9 protein-coding genes are annotated in these 16,179 nt (G+C 65.3%); all 9 read right to left on the reverse strand.

The window, feature by feature from the left end; genetic code table 11:
- Positions 1-53: 53 nt before the first annotated feature.
- The 9 genes from CH256_RS25970 to CH256_RS26010 all read right to left on the reverse strand — a co-directional run bounded on the left by CH256_RS25970 (position 54) and on the right by CH256_RS26010 (position 16,107).
- Positions 54-1,598 (reverse strand): acyl-CoA carboxylase subunit beta, encoded by a 1,545-nt coding sequence (locus CH256_RS25970; RefSeq protein ID WP_094638927.1) that lies wholly within the window; start codon positions 1,596-1,598, stop codon positions 54-56.
- A 3-nt stretch (positions 1,599-1,601) separates the two neighbouring features.
- The gene (gene pks13, locus CH256_RS25975) at positions 1,602-6,710 is read right to left on the reverse strand and encodes a polyketide synthase Pks13 (RefSeq protein ID WP_094671284.1); all 5,109 of its coding nucleotides are present in this window, start codon (positions 6,708-6,710) and stop codon (positions 1,602-1,604) included.
- 43 nt (positions 6,711-6,753) lie between these two features.
- The gene (gene fadD32 / locus CH256_RS25980) at positions 6,754-8,652 is read right to left on the reverse strand and encodes a long-chain-fatty-acid--AMP ligase FadD32 (protein WP_068054333.1); all 1,899 of its coding nucleotides are present in this window, start codon (positions 8,650-8,652) and stop codon (positions 6,754-6,756) included.
- Positions 8,653-8,833: 181 nt separating this feature from the next.
- Positions 8,834-9,832: an LLM class F420-dependent oxidoreductase gene (locus tag CH256_RS25985; RefSeq protein WP_094671286.1), complete on the reverse strand. Its 999-nt coding sequence runs from the start codon at positions 9,830-9,832 to the stop codon at positions 8,834-8,836.
- Between the two features lie 207 nt (positions 9,833-10,039).
- On the reverse strand, positions 10,040-10,993 hold the full coding sequence (locus CH256_RS25990; protein WP_094671288.1) for a cutinase family protein: 954 nt from the start codon (positions 10,991-10,993) through the stop codon (positions 10,040-10,042).
- 12 nt (positions 10,994-11,005) lie between these two features.
- Positions 11,006-11,554 (reverse strand): DUF732 domain-containing protein, encoded by a 549-nt coding sequence (locus CH256_RS25995; protein ID WP_094671290.1) that lies wholly within the window; start codon positions 11,552-11,554, stop codon positions 11,006-11,008.
- Between the two features lie 83 nt (positions 11,555-11,637).
- The gene (locus CH256_RS26000) at positions 11,638-13,539 is read right to left on the reverse strand and encodes an alpha/beta hydrolase-fold protein (protein ID WP_094638930.1); all 1,902 of its coding nucleotides are present in this window, start codon (positions 13,537-13,539) and stop codon (positions 11,638-11,640) included.
- Between the two features lie 216 nt (positions 13,540-13,755).
- Entirely contained in the window at positions 13,756-14,769 is a 1,014-nt protein-coding gene (locus CH256_RS26005; RefSeq protein ID WP_068054320.1) for an alpha/beta hydrolase, read from the reverse strand.
- Positions 14,770-15,096: 327 nt separating this feature from the next.
- Entirely contained in the window at positions 15,097-16,107 is a 1,011-nt protein-coding gene (locus CH256_RS26010) for an alpha/beta hydrolase (protein WP_176460222.1), read from the reverse strand.
- Between the last annotated feature and the right edge of the window lie 72 nt (positions 16,108-16,179).

A 16,179-nucleotide genomic window follows, 5' to 3' on the forward strand; every position in this document is an offset into this window, starting at 1 on the left:
GCGAACGGGAGCGAAGCGACCCCCGCGAGGGCTGGGGCACCACTTCAGTCCGCCTAGATCGGAAGCAACGAGTGTTTCCGTGGACTCTTGTGCACTTCCTTGTCTTTCAGGATGTGCAGGGCCTTGCGAATTTCGAGGCGCGTTTGCGAGGGCTCGATGACCGCGTCGATGTAGCCACGCTCGGCGGCGATCCAGGGCGTTGCCACGTGTTCGTTGTAGAAGTTGATGAGCTGCTTGCGCAGGGCCGGTGCATTTTCTCCGGCCTCGGCGAGTTGTTTGCGACTCATGATGTTGATGGCACCTTCGGCACCCATGACGGCGATGCGGGCAGTCGGCCAGGCGAGGTTGATGTCGGATCCGAGCTGCTTGGAGCCCATCACCGCGTATCCACCGCCGTACGACTTACGGATCACCACAGTCAGTTTCGGCACCGTCGCTTCGACGAACGAGAAGATGAAGCGGCCACCACGATGGATGACGCCGAGGGTCTCCTGGTCGACGCCGGGCAGGAAGCCGGGTGTGTCGACGAGGAAGATGATCGGAATGTTGTAGGCATCGCTGAGTCGGATGAACCGGGCGCACTTGTCCGCTGCCTTGGCGTCGAGCGCCCCGGACAGGTGCATCGGCTGATTGGCGACGATTCCCACCGGCCGGCCGTCGACGCGGGCGAAACCCGTGATGACGTTCGGTGCCGTCTGGCCCGAGAGTTCGTGGAATTCACCGTCGTCGAAGATTCGCAGGATGATGTCGTGCATGTCGTAACCGGCGTTGTCGGCGTCGGGCATGAACGAGTCGAGCTTGCGATCGGATTCGGTGATCTCCGGCTCGAGCCCCGGGTTGATCACCGGCGACTCTTCCTGGCAGCTCGACGGCATGTAGCTCAGGTAGTTCCGGATCCACTCGAACGCAGCCTTCTCGTCCGCTGCCACGTGGTGCACGTTGCCGTTGACAGCCTGGACGCGCGCACCACCCAGTTCGTCGAGGCTGACGTCCTCACCGGTGACGGACTTGATGACCTCCGGGCCGGTGACGAACATGTACGCCTCTTCGGTGGCGACCACGATGTCGGTGTTGATCGGCGCGTACACGGCACCGCCGGCACACTTGCCGAGGATCAGGGAGATCTGCGGGCACAGACCGGACAACGCCTCGTGGCGTCGACCCAGCTCGGCGTACCAGGCCAGGGACGTCACCGCGTCCTGCACACGAGCTCCACCGGAGTCGTTGATGCCGACGACCGGGCAGCCCATCTTGATCGCGAAGTCCATGATGCCGGCGACCTTACGACCGAACATCTCGCCGACGGTTCCGCCGAACACGGTCTGATCGTGCGAGAACACCGCGATCGGGCGGCCGTCGACGGTTCCGTGGCCGGTGACGACGCCGTCACTGTAGAGCGCGCCCGGATCGTTCGGGGCCTTCACCAGTGCGCCGATCTCGACGAAGCTGCCGGGATCGAGCAACGAATTGACGCGATCGCGGGCACTGGGGATGCCCTTCTTCGCGCGCTTCGCTACGCCGATGTCGCCGGCCGGCTCCTTGGCCTGTTCGAGCTTCGTCCGTAGTTCGGCCAGCTTCTCCGCAGTGGTGCCACTCAAGATCTACGCTCCGGTTCTTGCAGACTCGATGTTCTCGAGCGTCTTCGACAAATGGGCCGCAATTTTTCCAATGTACGGCTCGTCGACGACGGCGAGGTGATCGCCTCCGACGTACACGATCTCGAGGTCCTCGACCACCGGTCCCCAGCCACCGTGCTCTTCGCGGGTGGCATACGCGGGCTCGAGGGCGATCGCGTCGTCGTGGTACTTGTCGGCCAGGTACAGCGTCACGTGCCCGCCGTACTTCTTGAGCTCGGCCGTCTGGATCGCCCGATTGTCGAGCCACGACGTGCGCTGGTGCTCGATGATGCCGCCGGGAATCTTCGCGCCGCTGAGCTTCACCAGATCGGTGATGATGCGGATCTGCCCCTCGTCGTCCGAGTCCACCAACTTGTCGTACGGAATCGGGTAATCGACGTTGTACGTCTTCTTCGCGAACGCCGCGTACCGCTCCCAGCGCTTACGCACCTCGTCCTTGGTGTCCGGGATCTGCGTGCCGGGCATGACGGTGTCGAGCAGCCCGACGTAGGCGACCTCGATCCCCTCTTCTTCCATCTGCCGCGCCACCTCGTAGGCGAGGATGCCGCCGAGCGACCAGCCGACGAACACGTACGGTCCTTCGGGCTGGATCGCCTTGATCAGCGGCACGTACTCCGCGGCTCGCACGGCGATGGGTCCTTCGACGCGCTCGAGTCCGTACATCGGAGTGCCCGCGGGCAGCTTCCTCAGCAAGGGCTCGTAGGCGACGGTGGAGCTACCGGCCGAGTGGAACGCGAACACCGGTGTGGCGGTGGAACCTTCGGGGCGGGCACGCAGATTGCGTACGACGCCGTCGATCTCACCGTCTTCGAGGTGCGGGCGAACCTTGTCTGCGAGCTGCTCGATGGTCTCCGAGTCCAGGACGTCGTCGAAGGTGATCTCGCCGCCGGCCCGCTCGGTCAGACGAGCAGCCAGCTTCTCGGCCGTCTCGTCGTCGAGGATCGGAAGGGTGTTGAAGATGCCCTTGGCCGATTCCTTCGTCACCACAGCCCACGTCGCGAACGTCATCCGCTCGGCATTGTCGCGCGGAGGCACGTCGGACCCGGCAGCCTCGGCGAACGCTTCCTTGCCGCCGAGGTCGGTCTGCGCCGGAGCAACAACCGCCGGAGCAGCAACAGCAGGCGCAGGCTGGTACTCGGCGCTCGGTACCGCAGCGTCGGGCGCCGCAACAGCGGTGTCCAACGCTTCCTCGCGAGCTGCCGCACCGCTCTCGGCAGCCTGTTCGGCTGCCTTCTCCGCCGCCTGCTTGTCGGCCAGTGCCTGCACCTCGTCGCGGTTCTCGATCGCGTAGCGCAGGTACTTCTCCACCTCACGCAGGTTCGCGTCGCGCACGGCCTGCAATTGCACTGTGGGAATGTCGAATTCGTACTCCACCCGGTTCTTGATCCGCACAGCGCTGAGTGAATCGAGGCCGAGCTCGATCAGCGGAACCTCGGGCGGCAGATCCTCGGGCGCGTAGCCCATGGACTCCGCGACGATGATGGCCAAGCGGTCTTCGAGCTTCTGATTGCCGTTGGGATCCCAACGGTCACCGAAGGTCTCGACGACCTCCGGCAACTCCTCCATGGGGGACGACGATCGCTCCTCCACCGCCACAACGGGTTCCGGGCGCGCATCTCCGGAGCTGACGACGGCCTCGTGCAGCAGGGTGAACGCCGAGCCCTCGTGTGCGTGCACCTGAACCGATGCGCCACCGAGATGCGAGGTCAACGTGGTGACGACAGTGCCCACCTTCGGCACTGCAGCGTGAGACACCGAAACGCCCAGGGCCACATCGGAGAACACCTGCGATGCAGCGGCCGTGACCAATGCATCGAACGAGGTGACGGCCGAGGCCTGAACTTCCCAGACGTGGCGGCCATCCGGCAAGGCGACTCGGGCACCTGGAACTCGCGCGTTGCCGCTGGAGCTGACCTGCGAGTTCAGCCAGAACTCCTTGCGCAGGTACGCGGTACGCGGTATCGGCGCGTACGGGCCGGACTCGAACAGCGTGGCCAGTTCCAGGGCGTGCCCGTGGACGTAGAGCTGCGCCAGCGCGGAGAGGAAGGTCTCGGACTCGTCCTCCTTGCGCTTGAGCGTCGGGATCAGAGTCGAATCGGCGACGCCTGCAGCCCAGGCAGTGGCGGCGACCGACATCAGCGCGACAGGGTTGGGAGCAAGCTCGACGAACGTCGTGTGACCGTCTCCCACAGCGACATTGACGGCCTGAGTGAACCAGACCGGATGACGCATTCCCTTGGTCCAGTACTCGACGCCGTGAATCGCCGCATGCCCGACGCGATAGTGGGCCTCGCGATCGACCGACGAGTAGACCCCGGCAGTGAGTTTGCCGGGTTCGATTCCGGCGAGTTCGGCGGCCAGCTCACCGAGCAGGACATCGACTGCCGCGGTGTGTCCCGCGCCCTTGACGTCGAGCAGGCGAGCCATCTTGCCTGCGGCTTCCGCCATCTCGACGAGAGCCTCGACCTCGGCGCGTGGTCCTCCGACGGTGGTGTGCGTCGGTGCTGCGTAGACGCAGGGTTCGACGTTGGGGAATTGATCGGTGAGGGTCTTGACCTCGTCCGGGGTGTACTCGACGAGAGCCATGGCACCCTGCGATGCGGCGCCGAGCCCGTCCTGGCCCTCGGCCAGCAGGCGCGAACGGGCGTAGATGATGCGCACCGCGTCTTCGAGGTTCAGGCCACCGGCAACGTATGCCGCCGCGACCTCGCCCATCGAGTGTCCGATGACGGCCGCCGGCTCGGCACCGTGCGCGCGAAGCGTTGCCGCCAAGGCGATCTGGATGACGAAGATGGCGACCTGGGAGTTCTCGAACTCGTAGGTCTGCGAGTCGTCGAGGACGATCTCGCGGATGGAGTAGCCGGCCTCGTCGACGACCAGCTCGTCGATCTTGTCGACCTCGCCAGCGAACACCGCGTTGGTGCGGTAGAGCCGCGACGCCATCTTGCGGTGCTGCGAACCGAAGCCGGAGAACACCCACACCGCCCCGTTCGATGCGGGCGAATCTGCCGAGAACACACCGGGGCCGGGCTTTCCCGCGGCGATGGCGCGCAGTCCAGCGATGGCCTCGGCTGTGGTCGACGCCAGAACCACTGCGCGCGAACGCCCGTGGTTCCGGCGAGCCAACGTGCGGCCCACGTCGACGAGAGGCGTCGTGCTGCCTTCTTCGGTTTCGAGCCAGTCGGCCAGTTCCGATGCGGCCCGCTTACGACGCGAGGGCAGGGCCGCGGACACAGCGAGAATCACTGTGTCCGAACCTGTTTCAGCGTCGGACAGTATGGTCTCGGCCTCGGCCACCGGATCCGCGGTCTCGACCTCCGACACGACGGGTTCGGGCTCGGGGTCGGCGACGATCGGCAGTTCCTCACCGGCCACATCGGTGAGGCCCTCGACGAGAACGGCTTCCGGATCCACAGCCGCCGGATCGAATGCGTCTGCGGTCTCGCCCGGGACGTACTCGCGGACGACGACGTGCGCGTTGGTGCCACCGAATCCGAAGCCGGAGACGCCTGCGACGGCCTTGCCGGTGTACCGCGGCCAGTCGGTGGCCTCCGGGATCACCTTCAGGTGCGCCTTGTCGAAGTCGATGTACGGGTTGGGGCCCACGTAGTTCAGCGACGCAGGCAGCTTGTTCTGCTGCATCGCCAGGACGACCTTGATCAAACCTGCTGCGCCTGCGGCCGATTCGAGGTGTCCGAAGTTGGTCTTCGCCGATCCCAGCAGGGCCGGCTTGTCGACGTCGCGACCACGGCCGACCACACGACCGAGAGCGTCGGCCTCGATCGGATCGCCCAGAATGGTTCCGGTGCCGTGCGCTTCGATGTAGTCCACGCCCGACGGGTTGATACCGGCATCGCGGTAGGCGAACCGCAGCGCGTCGGCCTGCGCGTCCGGGTTCGGTGCCAGCAGACCGTTGGACCGGCCGTCCTGGTTGATCGCGGAGCCGGCGATGACGGCAAGCACCTGATCACCGTCGCGCTCGGCATCCTCGAGTCGCTTGAGGACGACGAGTCCGCCGCCTTCGGAGCGGATCATGCCGTTCGCGTCCGAGGAGAAGGCCTTGATTCGGCCGTCCGGCGCGAGCACACCCGTCTGACCGAATCCGACGGTGATGGGCGGCGCGAGCAGCATGTTGACGCCACCGGCAACGGCAAGATCGGATTCGCCGGTACGCAGACTGCGTACCGCCTGGTGCACGGCGACGAGCGACGACGAGCACGCGGTGTCGACGGCGATCGACGGCCCGCGGAAGTCGTAGAAGTACGACACTCGGTTGGCGACGATGGCGGTGGACGTGCCGGTGAGGGCATACGGGTGCACGGCCGGGTCGCTGACGGCGATGAGCTGGTAGTCGTTGGAGGAGCTGCCGATGAAGACGCCCACCTGGCTGCCCTTGATCGAGCTGGCCGGAATGTGCGCGTGCTCCAACGCTTCCCAGGTCAGTTCCAGCGCGAGTCGCTGCTGCGGATCGACGTTGACGACCTCGTTGGGCGACATCGCGAAGAACTCGGCGTCGAAGGTCTTGACGTCGTCGAGGTAACCGCCCTTGGTCACCGTCGCGGCCACCGCGGCAGCGATGACGGGATCGGAGGTGAATTCCTGCCAGCGGCCGTCGGGCAGATCGGTGATGCCGTCGCGGCCCTCGATCAGCAGCGACCACATCTCTTCGGGAGTCTGTCCGGTACCCGGGAACCGGGAGGACAGGCCGACGATCGCGACGTCGTGCGCATCGCCCGACTGTCCGCCGCTGGTGTAGAACGCGTCGTCCACGGTACCGACGGGCTCGTCCGGCTCGCCTTCGATGATGATCTTGGCCAGCGAGGCGATGGTGGGGTGCTGATAGACGACGGTGGCGGTCAGCGTGACCCCCACCAGTTCCTCGATCTCGCCGCTCAGTGCGACGGCATCGCGAGAGGACAGACCGAATTCCTCCATCGGGCGGTCGTCGGAGATGGCCGACGCCGGCTGCCCGGTCGCGTCCGCAACCCAGTTGCGCAGCCAGTCCCGCAGCTGCGCAACCGTGAGGTCCCCGCCGTCCACGCGCTCGATTTTGTCTGTCTCTTGTTCAGCCATTACTCACCAAGTCGTATCGGAGGAAGAACGGAGGATGCGTCCGTCAGTCGGGCAGTTCTGCATCCGGGAAGGCCGTCTGCTGGTAACCGCCACGCAGCGTGCCCTCGATGTACGCGGCCTTGCAGGCGCGTCGAGCGATCTTGCCGCTGGACGTACGCGGAATGGAACCGGCCGGGACGAGCAGGACGTCGCGCACGGTGACCCCGTGCCGTGCCGATACCGCGGTACGCACCTCGTCGGCGATCGGAGCCGGGTCTGCCTTGCCCGAGCCGGGTGCACGCTCGGCGACGATGACGAGCTGCTCGGAGCTGTCGTCGGAGTCCTTGGTCAGGGCTGCGCCGCTGAACTCGAACACGATGTCCGGGAGCTGGTTGAGCGGTACGGCGAAGGCCGCGACGAAGCCGGGACGCAGCGCCTTGCTGGCTTCCTGAGCCGAGAACTCGAGGTCCTGCGGGTAGTGATTGCGGCCGTCGACGATGACGAGGTCCTTGACGCGACCGGTGATGTAGAGCTCGCCGTCGTGGTAGACGCCGAAGTCGCCGGTACGCATCCAATTGCCACCCTCGGGAGCGCCCTCTGCGTGCGAGCCCTCGGAGTTGCGGTGGACGAGCTTGTTGTGGAAGGTCTCCGTGGTCTCGGTCTCGCGGCCCCAGTAGCCCTTGCCGATGTTCTCCCCGTGCAACCAGATCTCGCCGACGTGTTCGTCGGCAACCTCGGTGGCGGTCTCGGAGTCGACGATGGCAGCCCACTGGCTGCGTGCGACGGTTCCGGTGGACACCTGTGGGATGGCACCGGGGGCGTCGGGGGCGACGACGACGAAGTTGCCTGCGTTGAGCTCGACGCGGTCGACGTAGACGACCTTGGCCTCGTCGGCGTGCTTGCTGGTCGAGACGAACAGGGTCGCCTCCGCCATGCCGTAGGACGGCTTGATCGCGGACTTGGGCAGTCCGTAGGGGCCGAACGCCTCGTTGAACTTCTTCATCGACGACGTGGTGACGGGCTCACTGCCGTTGATCAGACCGATGACGTTGGACAGGTCGAGGCTCTCGCCGTTCTTCGGCAATCCACGCTGGGCGGCATGCTCGAACGCGAAGTTCGGTGCTGCCGCGAAGGTGCCTGCGCCGTCGGAGACAGCGGCGAGTTCCTTGATCCAGCGCCAGGGCCGCTGCACGAAGGCGCGCGGGCTCATGATGGTGATGTACTTGCCGCCGAGCGCCGGGAGGATGACGGTCAGCAGGCCCATGTCGTGGAACATCGGCAGCCAGGTGACGCCGCGGGAGTCGTGGTTGATCTCCATGCTGTCGACCATCTGCAGCGCGTTGACGCCCACTGCGCGGTGCGTGATCTCGACGCCGGCCGGCGTCCGCGTCGAGCCGGAGGTGTACTGCAGATACGCAATGTCGTCGAGCCCGGCTTTGGGCTCGACCCACGTCTCACCGACGCTGTCCGGGACGGCGTCGACGGCGATGATCCGGGGACGCTCCGCGGCGGGCAGGGCGCGGAAGAACGCGCGCACGCCTGCGGCCGAGTTGCTCGCGGTGAGGATGGCGCTCGGCTTGCAGTCACCGAGGACGGCATGCAGGCGGTCGGTGTGGCCCGGCTCGTCGGGATCGAACAGCGGCACCGCGATGGTGCCCGCGTAGATCGCACCGAAGAAGGCGATGACGTACTCGAGGCCCTGCGGTGCCAGGATCGCCACTCGATCACCGGGCTGGGTGACCTGCTGCAGGCGAGCCGCGACCGCTTTGAGGCGAGTACCGAACTCGGCCCAGGTCAGCTCGTGAGCCTCGCCGTCACGTTCCCGGGAGTAGTCGACGAACCGGTACGCGAGCGTGTCGGAATTCTCCTGCACGTTCACCTCGACGTGGCGGACGAGCGTCTGCCCTTCCCCGATGGTGATGTGGCCGTTCTCATCGATGAAATCATCGAACGTGTGGCTCATTACTTCAATCTCCTCCGACACGAATCCGCTGCCACACAGCCTGCGTGACCTGGGCCCGCACCACCGGCTGCGTGCATGCAGACACCGAACAGCGTTTTATGTTACTGACTAGTAGCTCTTACGGTGTCGGTTTGGCACCTGGTTTGAAAGGCCAGCTACATGGTACCGACACGCGCCTGCGTCACTCGCCTTTCAGCAAGTCGACAACCGGCGCGAATGCTTCCATTTGAGTAGGGAAAACCCCGACATAGGACATCGTCGTCCGCGCGCGAACGTTACGGATCTGATCGGCAATTTCCTCGTATGTCCCGAATGCGAGGTACGGAGACGACAGGATGTCCTCGACGGTGAGCTTGACGTCGACGTCCACGTTCGGCGGATAGCCGTTGTCGAGTGCCGCCAGCGCCATCTCGGCCATCTGTTCACGGTCGTCGGTGACCACGATCGTGGTGATGGCCCAGTTCAGTTCGATGTCGTCGAACCGATCGCCCGCGGCCGCGCGAATGAGCTCGACTCGCTCGAGGGTCTTCTCGATGGTCATGCCCGAGAGCAACAGCTTGCCCTCCTTCGAGGTGCTCGGCACCACGGAGATGATGTCGGCATGCTTGGCCGCCAACGCGAGCATCTTCGGACCGCCACCGCCGATGCAGATCGGAGGACGCGGTCCCTGCCGCGGCCGAGGACTGCCCTTGAGACCGGTGATCGTGTAGTGCTTGCCCTCGAAATTGCATTCCTGACCGCGCAGCAGCACGTCGAGAATTTCGAGCGTCTCTTCCAACTTCTCGATGCGCACGCCCGGGCGGTCGTACGTGATGCCCGCCTTGTCGTACTCCTCACGCATCCAACCGGCGCCGAGACCGAGTTCGAGCCGCCCGCCCGACAGCACATCGATGGTGGCCGCGTCCTTGGCCAGCACAGCCGGATGCCGAAAGCCGTTGGCCAACACAGCGGTGCCGAGCCGAATCTTGTCGGTGGCGACGGCGAGCGCGCCGAGGGCTGCGATGGGACCGACCTGGTTGCCCAGGTGGTCGGGAATCATGAAGCTGTCGTAGCCCAGTTCCTCGGCCTGTTGCGCCAGCTTGATGAACTTCCGAGCCCCACCCTCCTCGGCGTTTCCCTCTCCGCCTGCAGCGAATCGGAATTTACGCGGCCCTGCGGTCGCGGCCTCGGCGGAACTCATCTATTGCTCTCCTCGGAGTGTGGAGCGGTCTTGTTTCGGGTGGCGAGAGCAGCCCGGCCGGGGCCGATCTGCGCAGGTCCAAGGCGCCACTCTAGCCGCTGGCCCGAGTCGATCACACCGGCTGGGGGTTTCCCGACCCAGGTTTGTGCCCGGCAATAGATCGCCACACGTCGCGTTGTGACGTTTCCGTTATAAAAGCGTCAGCGCTCACGAATGCGGGGGCGTCGGGGCGTTCTCGATCAGTCCGGCGGCCCACGAAGCGGTCCACTGAGTAGCCGTCGTACCGGATTCGTCGACGACGAAACTGTTGTACGACGCATGAACGGGGTTGCCTGCAGCACCGATCAGAATCTGGATGCTCTGCGGAATGTTGCGGAGCGACAATCCATCCGACGGCGACGAGCAGATCAGATCGCCGGCAGCACAGATCTGGTTGGTCCGGTCGTCGAGCGCACCGAAGCCACCTTCGCGACGCCCCGTCATCGTGATACCGGGCAGGTCGAGTCCGCCGAGCGCAACCTCGGCACCGACGCCGTCGAGCGGGGCCGGAACATCGGTGCCGGAGACGCCGTCGCGTCGGCCATCGGCGATGAGGGTGACGCCGAGAACACGATCGGCGGAAATGGGACCGTTGCCCGCTCCGATGTCCGCTGCGATGTCGCCGGAGATGACCGCGCCCTGAGAGAAGCCGGCGAGGACGAAATTGGTCAACGGGCAACGCGCGCTGACATCGGTCATCTTCTGCACGGCGACGGCTTTGCCCTGGGTGCGGCTGTTGTTGTAGGACTCCTGGCCGTCCGGCGGCAGCGCGATGGGATTCGAGAACTGCGCCACGTACGGCACGGTGTAGACGTCCGCTCGCGAGCCGGGGAACTGCTCCTGCAACGGGCGAGTGACGTTGAGCATCAACGACACCGGGTTGGCCGTCGGGTTGTACGGATCGTCGGTGGCAGACGACTCCCAGGTACCGGGGATGGCGATGACCTGAACGTCGGGGCAATCGGCCGGCTGCGACGTCGGCTCCTCGGGGCCCGGAGGCACCGGAATTCCCGGTTCCTTCGGCAGCCTTCCGGCAAGCAGGTACCAGAGGGCGACGATGATCAGACCGATGATCGCCGCAACGGCGATCACCGGAAGAATTCTGCGCTTACGCTTGGCCATCACCGTGGATCTCTACGGCCTGCAGTACGTCGCCTGCGCGGCGGCGATGTAGGTCTGAGCCGCCTGCTGAGCCTGCGTCTCGCTCATCTGGGTTCCGGAGGCGCTGGCCTCGACGCCGACGTTCGCCGTGACGAAGGTCGAGATCTCCTCGGCAGTGACGCCCTGTGCCTGCGCGGCACAGATGTAGTTGGCCGTCGAGACCGCGATGTCGCCGTTGCCGGCCGGGGTGATGCCCTGCTTCCTCAACTCGTCCAGGAAACTCTGACCGCGGTCGTCGATCTGACTTTCCGTGGGCCCCGGGAAATCGTCCGGGACGGGCTGAGGCTGCTCGGGCGGCGCAGTGGCCGCCTCCCCCGGACTCGTGGTCGGCGCAGCGGTGGTGGTGCTCTCTGCAGCCGACGTCGTCGAACTCGCCTCGGTCGTCGTCTCGACGGCCGAGGTGGTGCTCGTCGGCGCTCCGGTCGCCGTCGAGTCGTCACTCCCGCAGGCCACCAGCATCGAACTCGCCGCAACGGCGAACACACCGAGCGACAGAGTCCTGGTGAGGGAATTACGCGTCATCGATCGAAATCCTTCGGTCGTCGGGTTCGCAGGCGAGAGTACCGCCGCGCTCTGTGAGAACTCTGAGCTGCTGTCGGCAGGTTCTACGGCGCGATCGTGGCAACGCCGTCCTTCAGCGTGATGATGCCGAACTGGAAGTTCTGCTGCTTGCCGCCACCGTCGATGTCGAACTGATCGCTGGTGGGGTAACCGAGCCGGCCGCCCTCGTAGCCGACCGATCCCCACGCGTCGAAGATCGGACCGTACGGAGTGGACCAGGCACCGCTCAGCGGGCTCCAGTAGATGTTGCCCGTCTCGAACTGGTTGAAGCGTCCGCCGTCCCTGATCGGACCGAGCTCGTTGGACTTGGGGAACCCGAGAGGTCCACCCTCCCAACCCAATTCGCCGTACTTGCCCAGAATCATGCCCTGCACCGAGTGCACACCGGCCTCGGGCGAGGTGTAGATGGCACCGATCTCGAAGCCCTGCACCGATCCGGGCTTGGTCGGCGTTTCGACCTCGTCGAGCACCGGGTAGCCGAGCGGTCCACCCTCGTAACCCTGGGCGGCCCACTCGTCGAGCACGGCACCCTTGACCGCGTGCGCGCCGGTCTGCGGCGTGAAGTAGACCATGCCGTTCTGGAAGGCGTTGAACCGTCCGCGACCGTCGGGGGTTCCGATCTCGCCGGTCGTCGGGAAGCCGAGAGCACCCTCGGGGCCCCTGTTGCCCTGATAGATGCCACCGATGGCACCGGCGACGACCTGCGCACCGGTGTCGGGGGTGAAGAAGACCCGACCGAAGGTGAAGTCCTGTGCGCGTCCGCCTGCCACGTTGTATTCGGCGGTCAAGCACGGGCCGAGCCACGAATTGGCACCGCTCGCGTTGCCGATCAGTCCGGCGGCGCTGCATGCGGGCTTGTCCACCTCGACGCCGAGCGCGGTGGCGAGCTGCGGCCACAGCTGATGCAACTCGAACTGCCAGTACGGCCACGAGTGCGTGCCCGACGGCCGGTAGTTGACCTGAGCGGGGATGCCGAGCTGGTTGAGCTTGGTGGCGAACGTCTGCGAGGTCAGTCGCGACAGAATCTCCAGTCCCATACCTGCGTAATTGGTGCTCACGCCGGGAATGGGCGACGGCTGATCGTAGGGTCCGGCCGAGCCGTTGCCGCTCGAGATGTAGAGACTGACACCTTCGAGCTTGTCGGCCAGCATGTACGGATCGTGCTGTGCCCACAGCGAGTTCGACGGCGGTCCCCACATGGCGCTGGAGTTGAACCCACCGGCGTCGGTCATCGCGTACTGGATTGCCTGCGGCATACCAAGCGAAGTGGTGCTCAGGATGCCCGAGAGCGATCCGGCGAACTTGAAGAAGCCGGGATTGCGCGCGGCGAGGAACATCGCGGACGTGCCGCCCATCGACAACCCGACGACTCCTCGGTTGTCGGTGCTGCGCCAGTCGCGTTCGAGGATCGGCGGGAGTTCCTTGGTCAGGAACGTCTCCCACTGGTAGTTCTTGCCGTTGTCCTGATCGACCCAGTCGGAGTAGAAGCTGGACTGGCCGCCGATGGGCAGGACCACGTTGACGTTCTTGTCGGCGAAGTACGACTCGGCGTCGGTCTCGGCCGTCCAGCCGTTCTCCTGGTCGGTCGCGCGCAGGCCGTCGAGCATGTACACCTGCGGGAACGTCGCCTGAGGGTTGATGTTCCAGTCACGCGCGAGCAGTAGCTGAACCTGGATGGGCGTTCCCATCGAGGGCGACTGGATCCACAGCGCGACGCGACGATCGGAGAGCCAGTCCACCGAAGTGACGGTGGCACCGGATGTCTGTGTGTAGGCGGGGCCGGCCAGTGCAACAGGGGCCGTCCTGGCGACGGGGGCCGCGGAGGCAACGGTCGTCGTCGCGAAGGGGATCATCAGCGCGGAAGCGACGGTCAATGCTGCTGCCGCTCGCCGAGCCCGTGTACCGGCCGATGTAGTCCGACCGAACCGAACAAGCTCAGTGCGCATGATGGTGACTCTCTTTCGACGTGACATTCGAAGGTCTCCTATCGAGACATGCTTCGTATGTCTTTCTACACGTGCCCGCTGCCGACGAGAAGCAGACGCGCTGTGACTGGTGGTGCAATTGTGAACAGAGGTGCCGCTAACGATCCGCTGGAACAGAAATGCCGCCCGGCGTAGGGACGCGGGCGGCACTTCCGGAGAACATGACGATGGTGAACGTCAGGCGTTCAGGGCTTCCAGGATCTGGCCGCGAGCCTTCCACAGCTCGGCTCCCCAGTACGGCCATGCGTGAATGCCGTTGGACGGGAAGCTGTAGGTGGCCGGGATGCCGAGAGTGTTCATGCGGATCTGGAATGCACGGGTGTTGGCGAGCGAGAGGGCCTCGAGCGCCATGCCGTTGGCGGTGTTGTAGAAATCGATCGGCGCGGCCGGTCGATCGAACTCGCCGGGCAGACCACTGGCGGCCGAGATGTACAGGGACATGCCCTCGAGCCTCGGTGCGAAGACGAACGGGTCGTTACGCAGCCACGCCGGGTTCCAGGGCGGTCCCCACATGGAGTCGACGTTGAAGCGTCCGGCATCGAGCATGGCGACGCGGATGGCCTCGCGCATTCCGGGTGCCGAGATGTTGAGGTAGCCCGAGAGCGAACCGGCGAACTTGAACTGATCGCGGTGGTACGCGGCGAGCGTCAGAGCGGCCGAGCCACCCATGGACAGTCCGAGTACGCCGTTGTTGCTGCGCGAGACGCCGTAGTTCTCGAGGAACGCGGGCAGCTCCTGGGTCAGGAACGTCTCCCACTTGTAGGTGACTTCCTGGCCGTTGAAGTTCGACGAGGTGTACCAGTCGCTGTAGAAGCTCGACTGACCGCCGACGGGCATGACCAGGGTCACGTTGTCGTTGGCGAACTGATCCTGCGCGTTGGTCTCGAACGTCCAGGCGTTGCGGTCGTCGCGTGCGCGCAGTCCGTCGAGCAGGTAGAGAGCAGCGTTGCCACCGCGGGCCGCCCATTGGACCTGAACCTTGATGGGGCCCATCTCGGACGGAACGATCAGGTCCTCACGGCCACCGGCGGGCGTTTGGTGCACGACGGGAGCAGGCGCTGCAACAGCGACCGCTCCACCGACGACACCGGCTGCGATGGGAAGGACGAGCGCGGCAGCACCGACGCCGAGCAGGCGCTGACGCCAGCGTGAAGACGCCTTCGGGGTTCTGCTGAGGCCGGCAAATCGCATGAATCGTGCTCTCTCTCATCTACGCGGTCTCCGCGACATGCGGCCCCCGGCAATCGAACAGGGCTTTCTGGGTGGCCCCTCGAGGCCAGGGACGATGTGGTCCCGAAAAACTGAGGTTCTGCTGTGAAAACAGGCGAACCGCTCGATGGAGGTTATTCCATCGAGCGGTTCCAAGGCAAAACTGTGATCAGCGTCCCAGTTTCACCTCGACGTTTCCTTGAAACAGGAGACTATCCTGCTCGGCCCCCGCTGAACAGGCCTGAAAAGTCGTGAAGTTTCACGAAGGGCCGAAAAGCGGGCGAAACGACCGAAACGAAGTGCGGCTGGTCAGCCACCGATGTTGGCGCTCAGGTCCGGTGCCATGATGCGGATCTGCTCGCCCCAGTAACCCCACTGGTGGGTACCGACGGCCGGGAACGCGTACGTGACGTTGTTGGCGCCGATGCTTGCCATCCGGATCTGGAACGCCCGGCTGTTCGCCAACGCGATGGCCTCGAGGCCCATGCCGTTGGCGGTGTTGTAGTAGTCGATGAAGCTCTGCGGGCGATCGAGTCCGCCGGGCAGACCGCTACCTGCGAACACCCATACGCGGGTTCCGTTGTCGCGCAGACGAGGCGCGAAGACGAACGGGTCGTTGCGCAGCCACGCCGGATCCCACGGCGGTCCCCACATCGCGTCGATGTTGTAGCGACCGGAGTCGAGCAACGCCAGACGCATCGCTTCACGCATGCCGGGAGCAGAGATGTTCAGGTAGCCGGACAGCGAGCCCGCGTAGCTGAACTGGTCCGGGTGGTAGGCGGCGAGCGTCAGAGCTGCCGATCCGCCCATGGAGATACCGATGACGCCGTTGCGGTTGGGGTTGAAGCCCCAGTTGGCGCGCAGGTTCTCACGCAGGTTCTGCGTCAGGAAGGTCTCCCACTTGTACGTGGTCTGTTGGCCGTTGAAGTTCGACGGTGCGTACCAGTCGGAGTAGAAGCTCGACTGTCCGCCGACCGGCTGGACGACGTTGATGTTGTATCCGGCCAGTACGGCACCGGCGTCGGTCTCGTGCTCCCAACCGGAGATGTCGGTGGTGGCCCGCAGCCCGTCGAGGAGGTAGACGACGCGGTCGGTGTTACCGTCCGCGGCGCGCCAAACGCGGCTCTTGATCGGACCCATCGACGAGTCCGTCCACACGTCGATGGCATTGCCGTCGAAGGCCGCGTTTGCAGTCGCGCCACCGCCGGCTACAGCCAATCCCAGTGGTAGGACCACTGCCATCAGCATGGACGTGGCGGCGCGGCGTCCCCAGGACCCACCCCGCTTGTCCTCGGACCGGCTCTTCCTTCTACCCAGCATGCACTCGACCTCTCAGCTGCTTCGTCGTCACATCGGTTACGCAATCAACGCTTGATCTCGCAAGTCCATCAT

It is taken from the genome of Rhodococcus sp. 05-2254-6 (assembly GCF_002258565.1).
Classification (GTDB): Bacteria; Actinomycetota; Actinomycetes; order Mycobacteriales; family Mycobacteriaceae; genus Rhodococcoides.